The following is a 24,745-nucleotide window of genomic DNA, read 5'->3' as shown; positions in this document are numbered from 1 at the left end:
TGTTTATCGACGTAAACCTAATTTGTTAATTAACTCACGGTAGCGTTGTACATCTTTCTTACGTAAGTAAGATAATAGATTACGACGGTGACCTACCATTTTAAGAAGACCGCGACGAGAGTGGTGATCTTTCTTGTGAACGCGTAAGTGATCGTTCAGATTGTTAATTTCTTCAGTTAGGACAGCAATTTGAACTTCTGGAGATCCAGTATCGTTCTCATGTACTTTGTATTCACTGATAAGTTCGTTTTTACGTTCTTTAGTGATAGCCATCCTTTTCACCTCCTAATAATTTCTTTCAAATCCCCTGTTACTGAGCAGCCGTTGGTGAATCGTGATGCCAAGCAAAGGTTCATTTCATACGATATTTAGAATACTACTCTTTTAAATAAAAATCAAGTGTAATCCTCAATTTTTAGCAAAGTAGTCTATCGCATGGTTCTTATCTTTCTGAATTTGGGAGATTAGCTCCTCTATTCCGGAGAATTTCTGTTCGTCCCTTATTCTATCATACCATTCAATGTACACTTCTTCTCCGTAAATGGAAGTGTGGAAATCAAAAAGATGGACTTCAATTGTCAAAGAATAGTCGTCAGGGTTTTTAAAGGTGGGCTTGTACCCGATATTGCACACACCATCAAACCATTTATCATGAATTTTCATCCTTACCGCATAAACCCCCACCTTAGGGGTCAGATAGTCATCGGAGAGTTCGATATTCGCTGTAGGGAACCCGATTTTCCTCCCTCTTTTATCTCCGTGTATGACCGTTCCCTTCATTTTGAACGGTCTGCCAAGAAGCTTGTTCACCCTGGATACGTCACCTTCTCTAAGGTTGTCCCTTATTAAGGAAGAACTCACTTTCAAATCCAGATCAGCATCTGTCAACTTCGAAACGGTAGTGGAGGCAAACATATCACGGGAATGAAAGGGCAGGGTTTCCATCGTCCCCTTCCCCAGTCTGCCATATGAATAATCATATCCTGCTACAACATGCCTTACGTTAAGGCCGATAATGTATTGATCGACGAAGTCCTGTGGAGTCAGACTTGCAAATTCTGATGTGAACCGGACAATGAATAAATAATCCACACCGAGTTCCTTTATGATTTCTTTCTTATCTTCCAAAGGCGTTATGTAGTGTATATGTTTGTGTTTATGACCCAGTACAACGGAAGGATGGGGATCAAATGTCATGACCGCGCTCGAAACGTCCTGTTCCTTCGCTTTTTCCACTGCTTCCCTAATCACCCTTTGATGGCCTTTATGAACGCCATCGAAGTATCCCAGAGCGAGTACGAGAGGTGGAAATTCATTCTTACTAATAGAATGGGGATGATGTACAGTTATTACTTTCACAGTATTTCACCTTTTTCACTAGTCGTTGAAAAGCACTTTGACAGGCTTGATGATCCCAGGCTTGTCAGGATGCCTCTGATAAATGGCTATGGCCTTACCCTTATGCACCATCACTACGGAACCGTCCTGCCAGTCCTCAGGCTCCTCAAGGCGTGCTCCGTTCTTCACTTTCTCTGCTAATGTATCACTAATTGTCATTTTCGGCAAATGAGAAAGCCCCATTTCCAGAGGAAGAAGTAGGTTTTGTTGATCTTCATTCTGAGCAAACTCTTGTATCTGTTCGAACGTGAAACAATCTTCTTTTCTAAAACCGGCTGATTGCGTACGCGTAAGAGCGGACATATGAGCTGGATACCCCAGGCCATTCCCGATTTCAACGGCAAGTGTCCTTACATAAGTCCCCTTCCCACAAACGACTTCAAAGGTGAATGAAGGGTGATTGCCCGCTAACTCATTCCACTCCTCCAGTAATTGCAGTCTATGGATATGAACAGTCCTTGAAGGCCTTTCGATTTCTATGCCCTGTCTCGCATATTCATATAACCGCTTTCCATTTACTTTAACTGCCGAAAACATGGGGGGCGTCTGGATGATGTCTCCCGTCAGACTTTGAAGGATCTCCTCAACCTCCATTCTCGATATGATCCGATTCACCTTCTTTTCTTCAACCTTCTCTCCCCACGCATCTTCTGTTGTGGTGGAATATCCGATCGTGACTTCTCCTTCATAGATCTTTCCGGATGCTGTTATATACTCCGCTATCTTGGTAGCACGTCCGACGCAAATGGGCAGCACACCCGAGACTTCAGGGTCCAGGGTACCTGTATGGCCGACTTTTTTTGTTCTGAGGATCTTCCTCAACATAAAGACACAATCATGGGACGTCATTCCCCTGGGCTTCCATAAGGGCAGGATACCATTCATCTATATTACCTCCAGTATATATTGTATTTGGTCCATACAAATAAAAACATAAAGGGCTGATCCTTTGGAATTGTACTTCCGTCCGGATCAGCCCTTTCATATTACTCTTCTGTATCTTTAGACTCTTCTGGTTCATCTTGAACTTTTCTTAATAAAGATTCAATATGGTTACCATAATCAATCGACTCATCAAACTCAAAAATAATTTCAGGTGTTTTACGCAGGCGAATTCTCTGTCCTACTTCAGAACGGATGAAACCTTTTGCCTTTGCAAGACCTTTAAGAGTGTTCTCTCTTTGGTCTTCCCCACCCAGAACGGTAATATACACTTTTGCCTGTTGTAAGTCCCCGGATACTTGTACATCTGTAACCGTTACAAAGCCAATACGTGGATCCTTTATTTTTCGTCCGATAATATCGCTGAGCTCTTTCTTCATTTGCTCGCTAACACGATTCGCACGATGGCTCATCAATATCACCTCTTATATATCGTTAATGGTTATATGTTGATATAAGGCGTTCCTTATAGTGACTCGATTTGGGTTTCCAGTCGTTCCCACTCAGGAAAAGAATCCATGAATTTCAATGCGTGTTCAATCTCTCTTTCACTCGCTCCTTTGGAAGAAGCGACAGTGACGATGGCAATCCTTGTACGCTGCCATACATCCTGATATCCGATTTCAGAAACCGATACATTGAATTTTTGTTTAAGACGGGACATGACCCGTTGCAGGACAGCCCGCTTATCTTTTAATGAGTGAGAGTCATAAATCATGCACTCACATTCAACATATGTGATCATTTACGTGTAATTTCTTCCATGATGAAGGCTTCGATGACGTCGCCTTCCTTCACATCATTGAAGTTCTTGATGGTAATACCACATTCGTAACCTCTGGCTACGTCTTTTGCGTCATCCTTAAAGCGCTTAAGGGCATCGAGTTCCCCTTCAAAGATAACAATTCCGTCACGAATCAGACGAACTCCACTATCGCGAGAAATCTTACCTTCTGTTACATAGCTTCCCGCAATCGTACCAACTTTAGACACTTTAAATGTTTGACGTACTTCCGCCTGACCGATGATCTTCTCTTCAAATTCTGGGTCAAGCATACCTTTCATTGCCGCTTCGATCTCTTCCATTACCTTATAGATAATACGGTGTAGTCGGATTTCTACGCCCTCTGCTTCGGCAGTACGCTTGGCATTGACGTCAGGTCGCACATTAAAGCCGATTACAATGGCATTCGAAGCAGACGCCAGTGTAATATCAGATTCATTGATTGCCCCCACACCTGTGTGGATGATCCGGATATTAACACCTTCCACTTCAATCTTCATTAACGAAGCGGCCAGTGCCTCAACCGATCCCTGAACATCCGCTTTAAGCACAAGATTCAGGTCTTTCATCTCTCCCTGTTTCATTTGTTCGAACAGGTTCTCAAGACTTACCTTTGACTTCTCCCCACGCTGAGCTTGAAGCGCCTGGGATGCACGGGATTCACCAACAGAACGAGCTGTTTTCTCATCTTCGAATACGACAAAGCGATCCCCTGCTTGTGGAACATCATTCAATCCCGTGATTTCTACAGGAGCAGAAGGGCCGGCTTCTTTCACACGGCGACCAAGGTCATTGACCATCGCACGGACACGCCCGAATGTATTACCTACTACAATTGGATCCCCTACTTTTAACGTTCCGTTTTGAACGAGCAAAGTGGCAACTGATCCGCGCCCTTTATCCAATTGAGCTTCGATGACTGTTCCTTGTGCAAGACGATTTGGATTCGCTTTAAGCTCTTCCACTTCACTTACAAGAACGATCATTTCAAGTAAATTGTCGATTCCTTCACCAGATAAGGCAGATAATGGAACGAAGATTGTGTCTCCCCCCCATGCTTCAGGAACCAATTCATACTCTGTGAGCTCCTGCATTACACGATCGGGATTGGCAGCTTCTTTATCCATCTTATTAACAGCAATGATGATCGGAACGTCTGCCGCTTTCGCATGGTTGATTGCTTCAACCGTTTGAGGCATAACACCGTCATCGGCAGCTACTACAATGATTGCAATGTCCGTCACTTTAGCACCGCGCGCACGCATAGTCGTGAAGGCAGCATGCCCCGGAGTATCAAGGAATGTGATTTTCTTTCCGTCCACTTCTACTTGATAAGCACCGATATGCTGTGTGATCCCGCCAGCTTCACCTGCTGTGACTTTCGTGTTACGGATGGAGTCAAGAAGCGTTGTTTTACCGTGATCGACGTGACCCATGATGGTTACGACAGATGGACGTTCTTCGGTTTGCTCTTTTGTATCCTCCGTGAAATATACTTCAAGATCGGTCGCGTCTACCTTGATTTCTTCTTCCACTTCGACGCCGTATTCCCCTGCAATCAATTCAATCGAATCTTTATCCAGTTCCTGATTGATGGTTGCCATGACACCAAGCATGAATAGTTTTTTTATGATTTCAGATGGTTCTTTATGAAGCTTTTTGGCAAGTTCTGAAACCGTCAGTGATTCGGAGAATGTGATCTTTGATGGAAGGTCCTTTTTCTTAGCAGGCGTTTGCTGTTGAGGAGCCTGCTTGAAATTTTTGTTCTGCTTATTTTGTTTGTTATTTCGGTTTTTATTGTTGTTATTATTATTATTGAAGACCTTCTTCTCCTTTGATTGGTTCTGTTGATCGTGTTTTTTTCCTTCACGATTTTTCGGTGCAGTCTTAACCTTTTCCTTGTTTGGAGCTTCGTCTGACTTGGATGTACTTGATTTGGATTCTTTCGCGGCTTTATTTCCTTCCCCTTTTGAATCACCTTTGTACATCGCGTCCAATTTTGTTACTGCGTCATCTTCTATAGTTGCCATATGGTTTGATACCTCAATATTCAGTTGCTTTAATTTTTCGATCACATCTTTACTTGAAACATTGTATTTCTTTGCATATTCATATACACGCATCTTGCTCATATGTTCACCCCCACTGAGATTCAATCGAGCAGTTCGGATAATTTTTTGGCAAAGCCGGCATCCATTATGGCGACGACCACCCTTGCCTCTTTTCCAATGGCTTGACCTAAGTCGTGCCTGTTTTCCACTAAGCAAACCGGGACATTATACGATTTACATTTGTCCGTGATTTTCTTGTTTGTATTAGCAGAAGCATCTTTGGAAAGAATGACAAGTTTCGCTCGTCCACTACGAACTTCTTTAATAACAAGCTCTTCACCTGAAATAATCTTCCGTGCCCGATTCGCCAATCCTAAAAGTGACATCCAACGATTCTGATTCATACGCTAAACGTTACTCCTTCTCTACAAGGCTAATCAATTCATCGTAAAGAGATTCCTCTATTTTCGCTTGTAATTGATTGGCTAAAGTATTTTTCTTTTTGGCTAATAAAATAACGTCTTTATCCTTCGAGAGATAGGCTCCACGTCCTGATTTCTTACCAGTAGGATCGATGGAAACCTCTCCTTCTTTAGACCTGACAATACGTATCATTTCTTTTTTTGGCTTCATTTCACCCGTTGCCACACATTTGCGCAAGGGAATCTTCTTATTCACACTCATCTTGCCCACCTCTTAATCTTGATTTTCGAAATCAATATTTAAAGGCTCGTTGTCATACTCATCCTCTTCATCCTGAGGCAAAAAGCCCTCTTCCCGAGGATATAATCCTAATTCGCGTGCATCTGTTTCGCTCTTGATATCAATCTTCCAGTTTGTCAATTTAGCTGCAAGTCGAGCGTTTTGACCACGTTTACCGATTGCGAGTGACAGTTGATAGTCAGGTACCACGACTCTGGTTGCTTTATCTTCTTCGTTCACCTGTACATCCAGTACTTTAGAAGGACTTAAAGCATTGGCGACGAACGTCACGGGATCTTCAGACCACTGGACGATATCGATCTTCTCACCTTTCAGTTCGTTCACGATCGCCTGTACACGGGCACCTTTAGTTCCCACACATGCACCTACGGGATCCACTTCAGAGTTTTCTGCGTGAACCGAAATTTTAGAGCGGTCTCCGGCTTCGCGAGCAACGGATTTGATTTCTACCGTTCCGTCAAAGATTTCAGGAACCTCGATTTCAAATAGTCGCTTTAATAGACCCGGGTGTGTTCGTGAAACAAAGATTTGAGGACCCTTTGTCGTCTTTTCTACCTTCGTGATGAACACCTTGATCCGGTCATGAGGTTTGTATGTTTCGTTAGACATTTGCTCGCTCACCGGTAAGAGGGCTTCAATCTTCCCTAAAGCCACATAGATGAACCGATTGTCCTGACGTTGAACGATACCTGTCATGATGTCTTCTTCCCGGTCCACAAATTCGGAATAGATAATTCCTCTCTCTGCTTCCCTCACTCGCTGAGTCACAACCTGTTTAGCTGTTTGAGCAGCAATGCGTCCGAAATCTTTAGGAGTAACTTCAAGTTCAACAACGTCTCCCACTTCGTAGCTTGGGTTGATATCTCCAGCGTCTTCAACCGAGATCTCAAGGCGGGAATCGAACACTTCATCCACGACTTCCTTACGGGCGAAGACTCTCATCGTACCCGTATCAAGGTTAAGGTCTACGCGGACATTTTGTGCCTGGTTGAAATTTCGTTTGTAAGCTGACACAAGTGCCGCTTCAATGGCTTCAATGATGACATCCCTTGCAATGCCTTTTTCTTTCTCTAAAACAGTAAGAGCATCTAATAACTGAGTGCTCATGGTGGTTTCATCCCCCTTTATAGTGCGGTTAGTTCCTATGAAAATGTAACAGCCAATCGTGCAATGGCTATCTTATCTGTTGGAATTTCAACCTTCTTTTTTCGAGTCTTAATGGTTACTTCTAATGATAATTGGTCTGAAGTATAGGAAAGAAGTGTTCCTTCGAATGCTTTTTCGCCGTTCAATGGCTCATACGTTTTCACATAAACATTTTTGCCGATGGCTTTTTCGAAGTCCTTGTCTTTCTTTAAAGGACGTTCAGCACCCGGTGAAGAAACTTCTAAAAAGTAATTATGAGGAATTGGGTCAATTTCATCTAACTTTTCACTAAGTCTTTCACTTACTATTCCGCATTCTTCAATGTCAACACCGGAATCCTTGTCGATGAATATGCGAAGAAACCAATTGGATCCTTCTTTAACATATTCCATATCAATGAGTTCCAAAGACATGTCATCTAAGATTGGTGTAACAATTTCTTCTACTAGTGTTGTTATTTTGCTCATACTTACCTCCTGGTCTATATGAAAATCGTGCACCAAGACTAGAAATGATAGTTCAAAAAATCTCCATGTAATAACGAAAGAGTGGGGTGCGACCCCACTCTTCTACCTTTAGAGCTATCTTTAGTATTTCCAATAAAAATATACCATAATCAACATGTTTATGCAAACAATTCCCATGGTATCAGTCTTAGAACAGAGATAATTGGTTCTTATCCGGCAAAGCTTCCAGGCATCCGTGATTATCCAGATACTCGATAATGGTCTTGGACACGCGGCCCCTTTGCTGAAGATCTTCTTTAGATAGAAATTCCCCATCCTGCCTTGCGTTCACAATATTGAAGGCAGCATTGGTTCCAAGTCCGGGTATGGAGTTGAACGGCGGGATCAAAGTATCACCATCGATCACAAATTCAGCAGCCGCTGAACGGTACAGATCAACTTTCTGGAACTTATAACCTCTTTCGCACATTTCAAGTGCCAACTCAAGAACTGTTAACGTATTCTTTTCTTTCGGTGATGCATCCAGGCCTTTACTATTGATTTCCTCGATCTTTGATCTTATAGCCTGTGATCCTCTTACCATCGCTTCGATATCAAAATCTTCAGCCCGAACGGTAAAATAAGCGGCATAGTAAAGTAGAGCATGATGCACCTTAAAGTACGCAATACGAACAGCCATTAATACATATGCGGCAGCATGGGCTTTCGGGAACATATACTTGATCTTCAGGCAGGAATCGATATACCAATCCGGTACACCGTTCTTCTTCATTTCTTCTACCCATTCTTCCTGAAGACCTTTTCCTTTACGGACAAATTCCATGACCTTAAAAGCAAGTGAAGGCTCGAGTCCCTGATAGATCAGGTATACCATAATATCATCACGACACCCGATCACTTCGCTCAGATTGCAGATGTTGTTATGAATGAGTTCTTGTGCATTCCCGAGCCATACGTCGGTACCGTGTGAAAGCCCTGAAATTTGGACCAGCTCGGAGAACGTTGTCGGCTTTGTATCTTCAAGCATCTGACGGACGAATCTCGTCCCGAATTCAGGGATCCCGAGTGTCCCGGTCTTACACATGATTTGATCTTCTGTTACACCCAGGGATTCTGTACCGCTGAAGATTTTCATCACTTCAGGGTCATCGGTCGGAATCGTCTTGGGATCGATTCCGGATAAATCTTGAAGCATACGGATGACAGTCGGGTCATCGTGTCCCAGGATATCCAGTTTCAGGAGATTATCATGTATGGAATGGAAATCAAAATGCGTCGTTTTCCATTCAGAATTCGAATCGTCAGCAGGAAATTGGATAGGTGAGAAATCAAAGATATCCATATAATCAGGTACAACGATGATTCCTCCAGGATGCTGCCCGGTTGTTCTTTTGACACCGGTGCATCCACTTACCAAACGGTCAATTTCCGCTCCACGGATCTGCAGCTGATGATCATTCGCGTATCCTTTTACATACCCGTAGGCGGTCTTTTCCGCCACCGTCCCGATCGTACCTGCACGATATACATTGTCTTCCCCGAAAAGGACCTTTGTATAGTTATGAGCGTTCGGCTGATATTCCCCCGAGAAATTCAGATCGATATCCGGAACCTTGTCTCCTTTGAATCCCAGGAAGGTTTCAAACGGTATATCATGTCCGTCTTTCTTATAAGGAACCCCGCAATCCGGGCAGTCCTTATTAGGGAGGTCGAAGCCCGATCCGACTGAACCATCATCAAAGAACTCAGACTTCTTGCAGGACGGACAGACGTAATGAGGCGGCAGTGGATTTACTTCGGTGATCTCCGTCATTGTCGCTACGAAAGAAGAACCGACCGATCCCCTTGAACCAACCAGATAACCATCGTCCAATGATTTTTTAACCAGCTTATGAGAGATTAGATAGATGACAGCGAAACCGTGTCCGATGATACTCTTTAACTCTTTTTCTATTCTGGCTTCAACTATTTCCGGAAGTACCTCCCCATAGATACTTTTAGCCATGGCATAACTCATCCGGCGCATTTCCTCGTCGGCACCTTCGATTTTCGGTGTATATAGATCGTCCCTTATCGGCTTAATGACGTCTACCATATCGGCAACCTTATTCGAATTATCCACTACGATCTCTTTAGCCGTTTCTGTTCCCAGGAAAGAGAACGCATCCAGCATTTCATTGGTTGTTCTAAAATGAACGTCAGGAAGTTCATGACGATTCAACGGATTGGCTCCCCCTTGTGACCCCACGAGGATCTTACGATAAATTTTATCCGTTTCATTTAAATAGTGGACGTTTCCAGTCGCCACAACTGGCTTATCCAGTTTCCTCCCCAGCTCAACGATATTTTGGATGATATCTTCCAGGTTCTTCTGACTTTGAACGAGATCTAATTCAATCAAATGCTGGTACACTTCTTTAGGATGAACTTCCAGATAATCGTAGAAATGGGCCTTTTCCTCAACCTCTTCTTTTCCTTTCTGCATCATCCCTTCGAATACTTCCCCTTTGTCACAACCTGATCCTACCAGGATTCCCGTGCGGTACTTTTGCAGTTGGGAGCGAGGAATCCTAGGTACCCTGAAGAAATAATTCATGTGAGAAATGGAAACAAGCTTATAAAGATTTTTAAGTCCTTCTTCCGTCTGGGCAATCAATGTACAGTGATATGGTCTTGAACGTTTATACGCATCACCTTTCCCCATATAATCATTGAATTGATTATGGTTCGTGATCCCTTTTTCGACTGCATCTTTCAACATCTTCAAAAGGAGATAGCCCGTTGTTTCTGCATCATAGATGGCCCGGTGATGCTGGGTCAATTCGATATCGAATTTCTTTGCCAGTGTATTCAGACGGTGATTCTTAAATTGCGGATAAAGCAGTCTTGCAAGCTCCAATGTATCTATGACGGGGTTGGAAGCTTTCTCGATACCGGCTTTTTGATACCCGGCATTCAAGAACCCCATATCAAAGGATGCATTATGGGCGACCAGTATATCATCCCCCACCCATTTATGATATCTGAGAAGGACATCATTTATCTCTGGAGCCGTCTGTACCATATCATCCGTAATGCCCGTTAACTCAATCGTAGTGGCTGATAACGGATGATGAGGGTTCGCAAATGACTCGAATTTATCAATGACCTCTCCATCTTTTATTTTCACCGCGGCGAGTTCAATGATGGTGTCGTAGACTGCGGAAAGCCCGGTCGTTTCCACGTCAAACACAATATAGGTGCTGTCATCGAGGGGAAGATCGCGATCATTGTAGGCTATCGGGACCCCATCATCCACAAGATTGGCTTCCACACCATATAACAGTTTAATATCGTTTTTCTTACTTGCGTTATAGGCTTCCGGGAAGGATTGCGCAACAGCATGATCTGTTATCGCAACCGCTTTATGGCCCCATTTTTTCGCTTGGGCCACTAGGCTTGCCACGGAAGAGACGGCATCCATCTGGCTCATTGGAGTATGCATGTGAAGCTCTACTCTTTTTCCATCTGCAGGGGCAGTGTCGAGTCTAAGTACCGGCTTGATTTCATTTACATCATTGGCAATCATCACAAGGTCCCGTACAAATGTATCGTTTTGTATGCTTCCGCGGCAGCGGACCCACATACCTTTCTTCATGTTGTTCATGACTGCTGCGTCCTCTTTATCCCTGGAGAACATTTTGACCAAAATCGAGCTTGAGTAATCGGTCACCTTAAATGTGAGCAGGGTGCGTCCGCTCCTGAGTTCTCTTGTCTCACAATCGAACACATAACCCTCAATGGCGATACGACGCTCTTCGTCATAAATTTCTTCGATTTTCCGGAAATCAGCATCGTCTTTGATCGTAAGCCCAAGCATGAATGGACCACTTGGTGCATCCCTTGGACCCTCTTTTTCTGCTTTTTCCATTTCGATTAGTGCCTGTTTTGCTCTTTCCTGATCCTCTTTAAGCTTTTCTTCCAGAAATTTCTCATATTCATTGCTTTGTTCTTCTACATGACTTACCTCTGCATCCAGAACAAATCTGGGAAAACCGAAATTTTCGAAGGTGGAGGTGATCATATCTCCGTATTTTCTTTTGAGCTGTGTTGCTTCTGTGTCATTTGAAGTCTGAACAATGATTTTGTTTCCATTGATCTTCGGCTTTTGAGTATTTAATAATTTCAATAAGGGTGGTGATATCCCTTGAATCTCTTTCACACAATCCTGCCAGTAATCTAAAATATGCTGATCCGTTACATCAGGATTCAACACTTTGATCGAATAGCTTACATTGGCAATATGTTTAAAGGATGTTTGCAGTGCAATGGAAAATTTGCTCCACACGTTACAAGGGATGATTTCTTCAAACGTGAAGTAAAAATGCCATTTCTTTTCCTTGCGGTACACTGCCAATTTCTCAATTTCAGCATGTCTGAAGTACTGAACAAAGGCATCCTCTGTTAAGCCTAACTGTTGCAGCAACAATTGAAACCTTTCCCTTTTGCCCAGGGGCTTTTCTCCCATATTCCTTTCCCCCATTTCTACTCTTGAATCATTTTATATACAGAATAAAAAGGGCTGACAGCAAAAGGATGGCCTCCTTTAAAGTCGAGCCCTTTTAAATTTAAGAAAGAGTGTTGAATAGTTCTTGCAACTTGGAGAGGAGCCCATCTTTATGAACCTCTAACATTTCACCGGTTTTTCTTACTTTCACTTCTACGATTCCTTCTCCGGCTTTCTTTCCGACCGTTACGCGGATCGGCAGGCCAATCAAGTCTGAATCGGCAAACTTCACTCCCGGACGTTCAGCTCGATCATCCATTAATACTTCATATCTGTTTTCTTTAAACATGTCATATAGTTCATTTGAGAGTGTTGCCTGTGCTTCATCCTTCATATTGATGGGTATTAAATGAAGGTCGTATGGAGACAGATTCGTTGGCCATAAAAGACCCCTGTCATCGTTGAATTGTTCAGCAACCGCAGCTAACGTACGGGAGACTCCTATACCGTAACAGCCCATGATGACGGATTGAGACCGGCCGTTTTCATCAAGGAATGAGCTTCCTAAAGCATCGGAATACCTGGTTCCCAGTTTGAAAACATGGCCTACTTCTATTCCCTTTGCGAATATAATCGTTCCATTTCCGTCAGGAGAAGGATCGCCTTCCTGAATGAAACGCAGGTCAGCATACTGAGAAACTTCAAAATCACGTTCAGGATTCACATTGGTAAAATGAAATCCTGATTCATTCGCCCCCGACACTCCATTACGAATGTATTTGACCGCCTGATCAGCTACAATCTTCACGTTTAACGAACAGGGACCTATCGAACCAATTTCGCAACCGGTGACCTTTTTCGTTTCTTCAGCAGAAGCAAGCTCAACCACACCTGCATTAAAAAGATTCTTCACTTTAATATCATTGATTTCGTGATCGCCACGGGATAATACCAAAACAAACTCATCATCCACTTTAAACAAAAGAGACTTAATGCATTGGTCCTTCTCTACGGTTAAGAAAGATGATACTTCTTCAATGGACTTTACATCAGGCGTTGATACCTTTTCCATTGCAAGCATCTCTTCGGTTGATTCGCTGTAGGCATCCACCACTTCAGCCATCTCAATATTCGCTGCATAATCAGATGAATCAGAATAGGCGATTGTATCTTCACCAACCTCTGATAACACCATGAATTCATGTGTATCTTTACCGCCCATGGCACCGGAATCAGCTATGACCGCCCTGAAATTCAAACCGCATCGACTGAAAATGTTGGAATAGGCTTTAAATAATGCATCATACGTCTCGTCCAGGCTCTCATATGACGAATGGAAAGAATACGCATCCTTCATGATGAATTCCCTTCCCCTCAATAGTCCAAAGCGGGGGCGTTTCTCATCACGGAATTTCGTCTGGATCTGGTACATGGTGAGGGGCAGCCGCTTGTAGGATTTAATTTCATCCCTCACTAAGCTGGTTATGACTTCCTCATGGGTGGCTCCAAGGGCAAACTCACGGTCATGACGATCATTCATTCGCATCAATTCCGGTCCATACGTTCCCCAGCGGCCAGATTCCTTCCAAAGTTCAGAAGGTTGAAGGGCAGGCATAAGCAATTCAACAGCACCTGCTGCATCCAATTCCTCTCGGATGATTTCTTCTACTTTTTTCAACACTTTATTTCCGAGTGGCAGAAAACTATAGATCCCGCTGGCATTTTGTCTGATGAATCCCGCACGCAAGAGAAGCTGATGACTTTTGATTTCTGCATCAGCAGGTGTTTCCCTTAGTGTCGGGATGAATGTATTTTGTTGCTTCATTTACTAGCACCTCATACCATATAAATTATTTATGTAGTGTAAGAATTTCCTTCTCACTATTTTAACTTAAATGAACAGGCAGTAACACCCTCATTTTTTGATTACAAAGGGAGAAACTGCCTGTTTTGTTTCATTCGTTGAATTCTAAAGGAAAAATCTTTGTATGTCATTCCATGTTACGACGAGCATGAGTACCATGAGAAGGGCGAATCCGACGAAGTGGACCATTCCTTCCATTTGACGATCTACAGGTTTTCCTCTGACCGCTTCTACGGCGAAGAATAGAAGTCTGCCTCCATCAAGGGCCGGAATCGGTAATAGATTCATGATTCCCAGGTTGATGCTGAGGATTGCTGCCCATCTCATCAGATAGTATATTCCTGATTTCGCCACTACGTCTGTCGATTGATAGATTCCCACTGGTCCTGATAAGGCATCGATGGAAAATTCTCCAGACACGAGCTTCCCTAACAGTACAAAAATCATTTTGGTCCATTCATAGGTTTGCTGGGCACTGTTTGAGACGACCTTGAGTGGTGACTTCTCCACGGGGCTGTGAACACCGATGATCCCTATCTCTTTGCCTTCGATTTCCTGAGGCTTTGGAGTGACAGGGATTTCAGCATTTGAGCCATCCCTGTCAACATTGAATCTCAGTTCATCTCCCGGATGTTTCTGAATAACCGTCACAATATCTTCCCAAGTGGATATTTCTTTCCCGTCGATACTCATGACGATGTCATTCTTTTGAAGGCCTGCCTCTTTCGCTGCCCCGTCTTCAGTCAATTCCCCAAGTACCGGGTCGTTTGTGGGTACACCCTGTAATAGACCGACTAGGATAAAGATAAAGAAGGCCAAAATGAAATTAAATAAAGGTCCGGCAAAGATGGCCAATGCCCTTTGGGGAAGGGTCTTGGAAGCGAATTGACGATCCCATGGGGCAATTTGCGTTTCCACACCATCTTCAATGAATACCGCATCGCGTGAAATAGGGAAGGTTTTCAATTCTTCCTCATCTTCCTCATATCCACGGATATGCAGTCTATGTTCGAGATCCGCTTCTTCCACTTCGATGACACGAATATTAGGATAGCGATCTTTATTATTCATGACAATTTTAACAATCTTTTCATCCTGATCGAGTACAAGCCCCACACGATGACCCGCCTTGAGCTCCACCATTTCCGGATCCTCTCCGGCCATCCGCACAAAGCCCCCCAGCGGCAGTAAGCGAATGGTGTAGGTTGTTTCATCCTTTTTATAAGAAAATACTTTAGGACCAAATCCTATGGCAAATTCACGACATAGGATCCCTGCACGTTTAGCGAAGATTAAATGCCCAAGTTCATGAAAAAATACTAAAGCCCCAAAAATAACAATAAAGGCAATCACCGTTTGCAAATAAAAAACCACCTTTTTTATAACCTGTTGGTAACAGATTTAAATGTTAAAGTATCCCGCAAGAAACATGTCCACTATCATTCTACGTAACAGTCTGTGTAAACATGCTAAAGACCCTTGCCTACAACCAACTTGAAACGAGTCGACGGGTCTCGAGATCTATTTCATGTATGGTTTCAAGGTCAGGTCTATGTATTACCTGGTGGGCATTCATAGCCTTTTCAATATATGTTTCTATGTCGAGGAAAGATATTTTATTATCCAGGAACAGCGCTACGCTTGCTTCATTTGCGGCATTCAGCACCGTCGTCATACTCCCCCCGATCTTTCCCGCTTCGTATGCAAAAGCCAGGCACCGGAAGCGATTTAAATCCATTTCTTCAAAATGGAGTTTTCCTATTTCTACAAGGTCCAGCCTTTTCCCAGGCCTTTGAAGCCTGTCTGGATAGGTAAGGGCGTATTGAATGGGAACACGCATATCCGGTGTCCCCAGTTGGGCCATGACAGATGAGTCATGAAATTGAATCATCGAGTGAATAATGCTTTCCCTGTGTTGAACAACGTCGATCCGCTCGTATGGAATATCGAACAACCAATGAGCCTCAATGACCTCTAACCCTTTGTTCATCATGGATGCCGAGTCGATGGTGATCTTAGCCCCCATTGACCAATTTGGATGATTCAACGCTTCATGTACCGTGACACCGACCAATTCCTCCCTCGTACGATCTCTGAAACTTCCACCGGACGCTGTAATGATTAACTTTTCGATGTTCTTTTCCCGTTCTCCCTGAAGTGCCTGGAAGATGGCGGAATGTTCACTATCCACCGGCAGGAGGGACGTCCCTTTTGCCCTCGCTGCTTCCATTACTAGATGACCGGCTGTTACAAGAGTTTCTTTGTTCGCGATCGCAATCGTTTTCCCAGCCTCGATGGCTTGAAGGGTAGGATATAACCCTACACTACCAAGTACAGCATTCACAAGGATATCGGCTTCCTGGTGACACGCTACTTCCACTAATCCTTCTTCACCATGAAGGACTTTTACAGATGAAGGAAATTCCCTCGATAATGTTTCAGCATCTTCTTTACGCTGTACGGATACGAGCCTGGGATTGAATTCAGTGATCATGTTCCTGGCTTCTTCTATATTTTTGCCGACAGACATGGCTGTCAGTCTAAATTCTTCAGGATGTTCCCTGATGACATCCAGGGTTTGTGTCCCAATGGACCCTGTAGCACCCATCAAGCTGATTTTCTTCAACACCTACACTCCTCCCGATTACAACCTTCCTCACATTAAATCAATGTTATAACAGAAAGTGAAGAAGGGGTAAAACAAATAACAAGCTATCGAAACGATCCAGCATACCACCGTGTCCCGGCAGTAATTGTCCTGAATCCTTCACTTTGTAGTGCCTTTTCAGAGCAGACTCCACTAAGTCCCCTATCTGCCCAAAAATAGATAGAATCGCTGTCACGATCACAAGTTTAGGGATGGACATATCAAGATCGATGAAAAACGTCATGATGACACCCACGATGACAGCACAGATGATGCCACCAACAAATCCTTCAACGGTCTTATTCGGGCTGATTTCCGGCCATAGCTTCTTTTTCCCCATTGCTCTGCCGATGAAATAAGCACCCGAGTCGGTTGCCCAAATGATAAATAACGCATAAAAGACATATTGCACGCCATTTTCTAATAATCGAATTTCCATGAAATAAAAGAAACCGATCCCCACATATAAAACGCTTAAAAGTGAATACGCCACATCATCAAAATTGAAGCGATTCTTGGTCGCCACTGTATACGTTAAAAATAATAACACGGCAAGAAAGGCAAGCTCAATCTTGGAGTATCCGAAATCTGTAATGATCCCGATTGTTTCCGTCGGAATGAGGAACACCCACAAAAGAGCAAGGGATAACAAGCCCGGGATGCTGAAAATCCAACGCCCCCTCATCTTTAAAGCCTCGTATAAACTGATGGAAGCGATCAGATACATTAAAATAATGAATGGCGTTTCGCCAAAAATGATGATTGGTAAAAATATCGCTGCCGCTACCACTGCTGTAATAATTCTTTGTTTCATTAGGATTCCTCGCTTTGTAACCCACCAAATCTTCTTGAACGACCTTGATATGCCTCGATGGCTTCAACTAGATGTTCCTTACCGAAATCCGGCCACAGTACATCTGTGAAAAAAAACTCGGTATAAGCCAATTGCCAAAGCATAAAGTTACTTAAGCGGATTTCTCCACTCGTTCGAATAAGCAGGTCTGGATCTTTTAAATCTTTAGTCATCAAATAACTTGAAAACAGTTCTTCGTTTAAATCACTCTCATCTAGTATTCCATTCTGGACATCTTTTAAGACATGCTTCATAGAATCGATGATTTCTGACCGGCTGCCGTAATTCAAAGCAAAGTTCAGGATTAGCCCGTCATTGTGCTTTGTTGCTTCCATGGCCTTTTTAACGGCGGTCCTAGTATGGATAGGCAAAGCATCCGGAGAGCCCATCATCTTCACTTGCACATTTTCTTCAACCAATTCGGGAAGAAACGTCCCCAGAAATTCCTCTGGTAATTTCATAAGGAACTCTACTTCCATTTTAGGGCGTTTCCAGTTCTCTGTAGAAAAGGCATATAAGGTCAAGGCTTCGAGTCCCAGTTCACTTGCCAATTTGGTAATCTTGCGGACACACTTCATGCCTTCATGATGTCCTGCCACCCTTGGCAACGCTCTTTTTTTGGCCCATCGCCCATTACCATCCATAATGATCGCTATATGACCCGGAATCGGGTGTTTTAGTAATTCCTGAAATCGATCATCCACTTCCTCGGAAGTTTGCTGTCGTTTCCATTGTTTAAGCTTGTTTAGCATAAAAAATCCTCCACCAACAATCCAAAAAATATTTACCTTTACTATCATATCAAAAAACAAGGAAGATATCTTTAAGAAAATAGATTATGTATATTCAAGTAGATATTAGAACGTTTTGTCCAGGTCGTTCGCCCAATCACGACCGGAACAAAACGCTCCCTCAGAGAAAAGGAAAGCTATGTCGTTTATTCTTGGCTCTCAACCAAAACAAAGGGACCGGCCCATAAGGAATATGAGTTCACTTACAGGACAGCCCCTAATGATTCGTTTATGAAAGATTACACTTCCAGCATTTCTTGTTCTTTATCTTTTGCGATGTTATCAATTTTGACGATACTTTCATCTGTCGCTTTTTGAACATCATCAGAGTAACCACGAAGATCATCTTCAGTGATGTCACCGTTCTTCTCTTTTTTCTTCAATTCATCGTTAGCATCACGGCGAATATTACGGATGGCGACCTTTGCATCTTCCGCTTCTTTTTTCACAAGCTTCACAAGCTCCTTGCGTCGCTCTTCCGTTAGAGCAGGAACGACGATACGGATGATGTTCCCATCACTTGTAGGTGTAATGCCCAGATCCGACTTTAGGATTGCCTTCTCGATGTCACCGAGAGCGGATTTGTCATAAGGCTGTATGACAAGCATACGGGCTTCAGGAATAGAGATTCCAGCTAATTGATTGACTGGTGTCGGCGCACCATAGTAATCAACCGAGATCTTATCGAGCAGTGAGGCATTGGCTCTTCCTGCACGGATGCTCGCTAACTCACGTGAAAATGTTTGAATGGCTTTTGTCATTCTTTCTTTTGCATTTGTGATGATCGTGTTTGGCATTATGATTTCCCCCTTACGATTGTACCGATATTTTCACCAGTGATGGCTCTCTTGATATTTCCGTTCTCCATAATTGAGAATACAATAAGCGGAATATCATTGTCCATACATAGAGAAGATGCGGTTGAATCCATTACGGCTAAGCCTTCCTTCAGAACATCTAAATAGGATAGTTCTTCATATTTAACAGCCGTTTCGTCCTTCTTAGGATCTGCTGAGTATACACCATCTACGTTGTTCTTAGCCATAAGAATCACTTCTGCTTCGATTTCCGCCGCTCGGAGCGCAGCTGTAGTATCCGTCGAGAAGTATGGATTACCTGTACCTGCCGCAAAGATGACAACCCGTTTCTTCTCTAGGTGACGGATGGCTCTGCGTCTAATGTATGGCTCTGCCACTTGGCGCATATCAATGGATGTTTGAACCCTTGTTTCGATTCCCATCTGTTCTAGACTGTCTTGAAGAGCCAAAGAGTTCATGACGGTCGCTAGCATCCCCATATAATCTGCAGATGCACGATCCATTCCCATTTCACTGCCTATTTTACCACGCCAGATATTTCCTCCGCCAACGACAACTGCTACTTCTACATCAAGTTCAGCGATTTCTTTTACTTCTTCTGCTACATTTTTAATGACAGAAGGATTAATTCCGAAGCCATCATCACCTGCTAATGCTTCTCCACTAAGTTTAAGAACGACACGTTTGTATTTTGGAACGCTCATGGGAACCTCCATAAAATAGAATTTTTCTTGAAAAATAGGGAACACACTAGGTGTTCCCTACTAAATAGTGTTCAACTTTAGCTGATCTTATTTGTTAACTTGATTCATTACTTCTTCAGCGAAGTTTTCTTGACGCTTCTCAAGACCTTCTCCTACTTCGTAACGAGTGAAATCAGTTAAAGTAGCTTTGTTTGCTTCCAGGTATTGACGTACTTTTTGGTCTGGATTCTTTACGAATGTTTGATCCAGGATACAGATATCCTCAAAGTATTTACCAAGGCGGCCTTCCACCATTTTTTCAACGATGTTTTCAGGCTTTCCTTCGTTTAGTGCTTGTTGTTTAAGTACTTCACGCTCACGTTCTACTTCTTCAGCAGAAACCTGATCGCGGGAAACATACTTAGGATTCAATGCTGCAGCGTGCATCGCAACATCTTTCGCTACACTTGCGTCAGTCGTACCTTCCACTACTGTAAGAACGGCAATGCGGCCACCCATGTGCAGGTATTCACCGAACGCAGCGTTATCATCTTTTGTACGGATTTCAAAACGGCGAAGAGTAAGCTTTTCCCCGATTTTAGCGATGGCAGCGTTGATGAATTCATTTACAGTTGAACCATTTGCCATTTTTTGCTCAAGAGCTTCTCCAACAGATGCCGGCTTGTTGGCAAGAAGGTGATCAGATAGTTCTTTAACAAGGTTTTGGAAGTTTTCGTTTTTCGCAACGAAATCTGTTTCTGCGTTCACTTCAAGAATGATTGCAGTGTTTCCTTCGCTTGCAATGTAAGTAGTTCCTTCAGCTGCGATACGGTCCGCTTTTTTAGCTGCTTTTGCGATTCCTTTTTCACGTAGGAAGTCAATTGCTTTGTCCATGTCTCCGTCAGTTTCTGTTAACGCTTTTTTACAATCCATCATTCCAGCGCCAGTTTTCTCACGAAGTTCTTTAACCATTTGTGCAGTAATTGCCATAGTGGGTTTCCTCCTTAGATTGACTATGTAGACTTCAGGGACCTATTGGTATGAGTCATAAATGTACCGACACTCTGGTAGAGTGCAGTACATGTGAATATTCTTTAAAAAAAGGTGATAAGGGTAAGCCCTCTTATCACCTTTCGTTGATTACTCAGCTGCTACAGCTGCTTCTTCACCTTGCTTAGCTTCTAAAATAGCATCCGCCATTTTACCTGTCAGAAGCTTGACCGCGCGGATCGCATCATCATTAGCAGGAATGACAACATCGATTTCATCCGGATCACAGTTTGTATCAACGATACCCACGATAGGGATATGAAGTTTACGAGCTTCTGCTACTGCGATACGCTCTTTACGAGGGTCGATGATGAATAATGCATCAGGTAGCGTGTTCATATCTTTGATTCCGCCTAAGAATTTAACTAAGCGCTCATGTTCTTTTTTAAGTTGTACAACTTCTTTCTTCGGAAGTACTTCAAACGTACCGTCTTCTTCCATCTTTTCGATGTTTTTAAGACGTGTAATACGCTTTTGGATTGTTTCGAAGTTTGTAAGTGTTCCACCTAACCAACGTTGGTTGATGTAGTACATACCTGCACGTTCTGCTTCTTCTTTAACAGACTCCTGTGCTTGTTTCTTTGTTCCTACGAAAAGAACTTTACCGCCGTTACCAGCTAGCTCTTTCACGAAGTTATAAGCTTCTTCAACCTTTTTAACTGTTTTTTGAAGGTCGATGATGTAGATGCCGTTACGCTCAGTGAAGATGTATCTCTTCATCTTTGGGTTCCAACGGCGAGTTTGGTGTCCGAAATGTACACCAGCTTCAAGCAATTGTTTCATAGAAATTACTGACATGTGTGTTTCCTCCTAAATGGTTTTGTTTTTCTCCTCCGTTTCCGTCATCTGGAAAGTAGAAACTATTTAACAAAATAGCACCATCTACCCCAATCGAGAAACGTGTGTAATCACACCATGAATACTATAGCATATCAATCCCAGACAGGCAAGGACTTCCTACATAATTTGACGAAATTTCAGCAGGAGCTCGATTTCTGTTTGACCTTTCCCGAGAGATTCAGCTATTTCTTCAATTGACATCCCTTTTTTCTTTAAAGCCAAGACTTTTTGCAAGAGTGGGTCTTGTTCGGATTCTTTGGTTTGATACTCGGGGTCCGGCCCATGGTCTTTCATCTTTTTATAAGCTTTTGAAGCGCGCTTATATCCTCCACCTGTCCACTTTGTGACATTCTCAGAAGACCGGGAATCCTCTTGTTCATTTTCTTCGGTGTGAAAGACGTTTTCTTTGTCGTTATGGACTTGTGTACTGAATTTTCGCATGAATTCATCATTTTCTTCTTTCATTTCAATCAGATAAGCTGAAATGATATCTTCCATTTCAACAATGATTTTCTTTTGCTCTTTTTCCATGTTTACAAAGCGGTTTTGCCTTGAGTATAAAATGACGATTGAAAGCAGGGAAACGATATTTAGAAGAAAAGATATAAATAGTAGAAATGTTACCATGTCATCACCCTATTTTTTTGATTTTACTACTTCTTTCAGCTTGTTTTTTTCCGGCAAAGAAAAGGACTGCTCCCGTAAGCGTATACTCCAGGGACAGTCCAACAGTGTGTATTGTTTTTGGGTTAATGCACCCTTATTTTTCACAGCATTTATGAGCCCAGTAGATTTCGTAATTTGAAAATGGATTTTGAATGAATCTGCGAAATCCTGGATGTAGACAAGCTCATGACTTCCCCGATTTCTGTCAGCGTCAGTTCTTCCTTATAGAATAAACTTAACACAAGCTGCTCTTTCTCTGAAAGGGTCAAGATCGTTTTCTCTAATTCATTCAGTTTTTCACCTTTCAATACTTCTTCTTCGGGTGAAATCGTTTTATGATCTTTAATGGAATAGTTTTGAGATTCGTGATCGTCATCAGTCAATTGCTCATCCATGGAAAGGACATTGGCAAAGAAATGCTCATTTGTGGTTTGGTATACTTCATCCGGCGTCATCTCCAATGAAGCGGCTACTTCCTCTGCGGTCACGTGACGTAAAAGCGTTTGTTCGAGTTCCACGGTCCTGGCCTCGATCTTCTTCGCCCGGTCCCTTGTAGACCGGGGAAGCCAGTCTTCCTTTCTCAGCCCATCAAGGATCGCCCCTCTGACCCGGAACGACGCATATGTATCAAACTTTAAATCTCTTGTAGGATCAAACTTCTGAAGTGCGTCCAGTAACCCCATCAAACCAAGACTCTTAATATCTTCTCTCGAGACGTTCCTTGGCAGGCCAACGGAAATTCGCTGCACATGATACGACACAAGTGGCATGTACTTTTTCACTAACATATCTCCGGCTTCTGTATCACGACTGTTGATCCATTTCTCCCAATATTGTTGTTCATCTGTTCGAGTGGGTTGTTGAGACATAAGAATCCTCCTTGCTGACTAATTCTTTCATGGAAACGCTTAGTGATTGATTTTACCTGAGCAGAATGAATGACTTCACAATTCCTTTGTACCTTCATTTACCGTACGTACCTGAAGAATGCCTGTGGACGTAAAGAATTCGATCGTTCTTCCTTTGTTGCCCCCTAAATCCTCGGAAACCACCGGCACTCCATGCTTCAATAGGGCAAATTTTACAGCTTCCGCATTTCTTGGACCGATCCTCATCACGTCACTCTTCGATTGAAATTGAAACATTTGGGCACCACCGGCCATTTTGCACTGAAGTCTTTTAATGCTTGCCCCACGGCTTCTTAGTTGACCTATGAGTTCTTCGATCCCTGTGTCGGCGTATTTGGCGGGATTCGGTCTTGTTTCATTACCGATCGAGGAGTGAGGAAGCATCACATGGACCATTCCGGCCAGTTTGAGAAAATCATCATATAAAACGACCCCGACGCACGATCCAAGACCCGAGGTGCGGATCGAGCCTTCGCCCTCGACGATATTCATATCCGCAATTCCGACCTTTACTACAGTGCTTGTTCCCATCATAGGCTTACACCCAATGATTGAAAAATGATTTCAAAGGAATCGGGATCCGGCAAGAGGAAGAAGTGTCCCTTCACACTTTCAGACTCCTCTACTTCTTCTTCTTTAAGGGCAGTGTCTATCACGATTGCATAATCGCTCACCTGGGATATTTCCAGTAATCCACAACCGATGATTGCTCCTGCCATGTCAACGGATAGAGCAGGAACGGATGGGAGAAGCTTAAGATTTGTAAAGTCAGACAGGGAAGATAAATATGAACCCGAAAGAATATTCCCCAATTCCTGCATGGCAGAAAGCCCCAGTTCTGAATAAGGGGGGGCATTAAAAGAGAAGGAGCGATCCCGGATCATGCTCCGGATATACATAGACGCCTGTTCAAGTGGCAACAGGAAGAACATACTCCCTGGTGCCTCCCCTTCAATCCGTAAGAATACACTTACGACCACATTGTCAGGTCCTCCTGCCATTTCCATCATTTCATCAAATGAAACGACTTGAACGCTCGGTACTTTCATATCAATCTTCTTATCCAGCAGAGTGGAAAGGGCAGTCGCAGCATGACCCGCCCCTATATTACCGATTTCTTTCAATATATCTAAATGCATCGATGTTATCTTTTTTTCATAGCCCAAACCTATTCTCTCCCCTTAGATGGATTGAAGTATTTTATCTAAATGGAGAATGATCAGAAGTCGTTTGTTTTGCTTTACGACTCCACCGACGTACTCAGCTTCGACGACTCCCACAACTTCCGGGGAGGGTTCAATCGATTCTCTGGAAACATCCAGCACATCATTGGCAGCATCCACGATCAAACCAACCTCTTTATCCTCTAATCCTGCAATGATCACACGTGTACTGTCAGTCGGCTCTGAAACTGGTAAATCGAATCTGCTCCTTAAGTCGATAATTGGTGTCACAACCCCGCGCAAGTTGATCACACCTTTAACATAGGAGGCAGTTCTCGGTACTCTTGTAATATGTTCCAGCTTCTCGATGGATCGTACCTGGTGCACTGGAATGGCGTATTCCTTATCCACCAATTGAAATACGATAAGCTTTAGATCTTCCACTGCATCTATTATTTCACTCAT

25 protein-coding genes are annotated in these 24,745 nt (G+C 43.1%); all 25 read right to left on the bottom strand.

Annotated features, from left to right (window positions below; genetic code table 11):
- Nucleotides 1-3 precede the first annotated feature (3 nt).
- A complete protein-coding gene (rpsO, locus tag AC0VXY_RS09540; RefSeq protein ID WP_034760125.1) occupies nt 4-273 on the bottom strand; it encodes a 30S ribosomal protein S15 in 270 nt (89 codons plus the stop codon).
- Between the two features lie 135 nt (nt 274-408).
- Entirely contained in the window at nt 409-1,359 is a 951-nt protein-coding gene (gene ribF, locus AC0VXY_RS09535; protein ID WP_475527612.1) for a bifunctional riboflavin kinase/FAD synthetase, read from the bottom strand.
- Between the two features lie 18 nt (nt 1,360-1,377).
- A complete protein-coding gene (gene truB / locus AC0VXY_RS09530; RefSeq protein WP_475527611.1) occupies nt 1,378-2,283 on the bottom strand; it encodes a tRNA pseudouridine(55) synthase TruB in 906 nt (301 codons plus the stop codon).
- 101 nt (nt 2,284-2,384) lie between these two features.
- Nucleotides 2,385-2,753, bottom strand: a complete 369-nt coding sequence (rbfA, locus tag AC0VXY_RS09525) for a 30S ribosome-binding factor RbfA (RefSeq protein ID WP_060669663.1) — start codon at nt 2,751-2,753, stop codon at nt 2,385-2,387.
- Between the two features lie 53 nt (nt 2,754-2,806).
- Entirely contained in the window at nt 2,807-3,085 is a 279-nt protein-coding gene (locus tag AC0VXY_RS09520; RefSeq protein ID WP_435991275.1) for a DUF503 domain-containing protein, read from the bottom strand.
- The gene (gene infB / locus AC0VXY_RS09515) at nt 3,082-5,256 is read right to left on the bottom strand and encodes a translation initiation factor IF-2 (RefSeq protein WP_475527610.1); all 2,175 of its coding nucleotides are present in this window, start codon (nt 5,254-5,256) and stop codon (nt 3,082-3,084) included. Before infB ends, AC0VXY_RS09520 begins: the two co-directional genes overlap by 4 nt.
- A gap of 20 nt (nt 5,257-5,276) precedes the next feature.
- Nucleotides 5,277-5,579: a YlxQ family RNA-binding protein gene (locus tag AC0VXY_RS09510; RefSeq protein WP_435991279.1), complete on the bottom strand. Its 303-nt coding sequence runs from the start codon at nt 5,577-5,579 to the stop codon at nt 5,277-5,279.
- Nucleotides 5,580-5,589: 10 nt separating this feature from the next.
- Nucleotides 5,590-5,859 carry an RNase P modulator RnpM gene (rnpM, locus tag AC0VXY_RS09505; RefSeq protein ID WP_435991281.1) on the bottom strand — a complete coding sequence of 90 codons (270 nt, stop codon included), beginning with the start codon at nt 5,857-5,859 and terminating at the stop codon, nt 5,590-5,592.
- 12 nt (nt 5,860-5,871) lie between these two features.
- Nucleotides 5,872-7,005, bottom strand: a complete 1,134-nt coding sequence (nusA, locus tag AC0VXY_RS09500) for a transcription termination factor NusA (protein ID WP_435991283.1) — start codon at nt 7,003-7,005, stop codon at nt 5,872-5,874.
- A gap of 35 nt (nt 7,006-7,040) precedes the next feature.
- Nucleotides 7,041-7,511: a ribosome maturation factor RimP gene (rimP, locus tag AC0VXY_RS09495; protein ID WP_034760152.1), complete on the bottom strand. Its 471-nt coding sequence runs from the start codon at nt 7,509-7,511 to the stop codon at nt 7,041-7,043.
- Between the two features lie 187 nt (nt 7,512-7,698).
- Nucleotides 7,699-12,018 carry a PolC-type DNA polymerase III gene (locus AC0VXY_RS09490; RefSeq protein ID WP_475527609.1) on the bottom strand — a complete coding sequence of 1,440 codons (4,320 nt, stop codon included), beginning with the start codon at nt 12,016-12,018 and terminating at the stop codon, nt 7,699-7,701.
- 100 nt (nt 12,019-12,118) lie between these two features.
- The gene (locus AC0VXY_RS09485; RefSeq protein WP_475527608.1) at nt 12,119-13,822 is read right to left on the bottom strand and encodes a proline--tRNA ligase; all 1,704 of its coding nucleotides are present in this window, start codon (nt 13,820-13,822) and stop codon (nt 12,119-12,121) included.
- Between the two features lie 144 nt (nt 13,823-13,966).
- On the bottom strand, nt 13,967-15,223 hold the full coding sequence (gene rseP, locus AC0VXY_RS09480; RefSeq protein ID WP_435991290.1) for an RIP metalloprotease RseP: 1,257 nt from the start codon (nt 15,221-15,223) through the stop codon (nt 13,967-13,969).
- A 121-nt stretch (nt 15,224-15,344) separates the two neighbouring features.
- The gene (gene dxr / locus AC0VXY_RS09475) at nt 15,345-16,487 is read right to left on the bottom strand and encodes a 1-deoxy-D-xylulose-5-phosphate reductoisomerase (protein WP_435994538.1); all 1,143 of its coding nucleotides are present in this window, start codon (nt 16,485-16,487) and stop codon (nt 15,345-15,347) included.
- 46 nt (nt 16,488-16,533) lie between these two features.
- A complete protein-coding gene (locus AC0VXY_RS09470; RefSeq protein ID WP_435991292.1) occupies nt 16,534-17,322 on the bottom strand; it encodes a phosphatidate cytidylyltransferase in 789 nt (262 codons plus the stop codon).
- Nucleotides 17,322-18,113, bottom strand: a complete 792-nt coding sequence (locus tag AC0VXY_RS09465; protein ID WP_475527607.1) for an isoprenyl transferase — start codon at nt 18,111-18,113, stop codon at nt 17,322-17,324. The genes AC0VXY_RS09470 and AC0VXY_RS09465 overlap by 1 nt, the downstream gene beginning before the upstream one ends.
- Before the next feature lie 278 nt (nt 18,114-18,391).
- Nucleotides 18,392-18,949 (bottom strand): ribosome recycling factor, encoded by a 558-nt coding sequence (frr, locus tag AC0VXY_RS09460; RefSeq protein ID WP_098440752.1) that lies wholly within the window; start codon nt 18,947-18,949, stop codon nt 18,392-18,394.
- Nucleotides 18,949-19,674: a UMP kinase gene (gene pyrH, locus AC0VXY_RS09455; protein ID WP_435991297.1), complete on the bottom strand. Its 726-nt coding sequence runs from the start codon at nt 19,672-19,674 to the stop codon at nt 18,949-18,951. Before pyrH ends, frr begins: the two co-directional genes overlap by 1 nt.
- 87 nt (nt 19,675-19,761) lie before the next feature.
- Nucleotides 19,762-20,643, bottom strand: coding sequence for a translation elongation factor Ts (gene tsf, locus AC0VXY_RS09450; RefSeq protein WP_475527606.1), 882 nt, complete (start codon nt 20,641-20,643; stop codon nt 19,762-19,764).
- 150 nt (nt 20,644-20,793) lie between these two features.
- Entirely contained in the window at nt 20,794-21,501 is a 708-nt protein-coding gene (gene rpsB, locus AC0VXY_RS09445) for a 30S ribosomal protein S2 (RefSeq protein WP_034760179.1), read from the bottom strand.
- 159 nt (nt 21,502-21,660) lie between these two features.
- A complete protein-coding gene (locus AC0VXY_RS09440) occupies nt 21,661-22,170 on the bottom strand; it encodes a DUF6115 domain-containing protein (RefSeq protein ID WP_475527605.1) in 510 nt (169 codons plus the stop codon).
- Between the two features lie 149 nt (nt 22,171-22,319).
- Entirely contained in the window at nt 22,320-23,078 is a 759-nt protein-coding gene (locus AC0VXY_RS09435; protein WP_435991302.1) for a FliA/WhiG family RNA polymerase sigma factor, read from the bottom strand.
- A gap of 75 nt (nt 23,079-23,153) precedes the next feature.
- Nucleotides 23,154-23,651 (bottom strand): chemotaxis protein CheD, encoded by a 498-nt coding sequence (locus tag AC0VXY_RS09430; protein WP_435991304.1) that lies wholly within the window; start codon nt 23,649-23,651, stop codon nt 23,154-23,156.
- A complete protein-coding gene (locus AC0VXY_RS09425) occupies nt 23,648-24,256 on the bottom strand; it encodes a chemotaxis protein CheC (RefSeq protein WP_435994540.1) in 609 nt (202 codons plus the stop codon). The genes AC0VXY_RS09430 and AC0VXY_RS09425 overlap by 4 nt, the downstream gene beginning before the upstream one ends.
- Nucleotides 24,257-24,298: 42 nt before the next feature.
- Nucleotides 24,299-24,745, bottom strand: a complete 447-nt coding sequence (locus AC0VXY_RS09420) for a chemotaxis protein CheW (RefSeq protein ID WP_435991306.1) — start codon at nt 24,743-24,745, stop codon at nt 24,299-24,301.

The organism is Rossellomorea sp. QJM3NY_18 (genome assembly GCF_056173145.1).
This window is presented reverse-complemented; position numbering and strand designations above follow the sequence as displayed.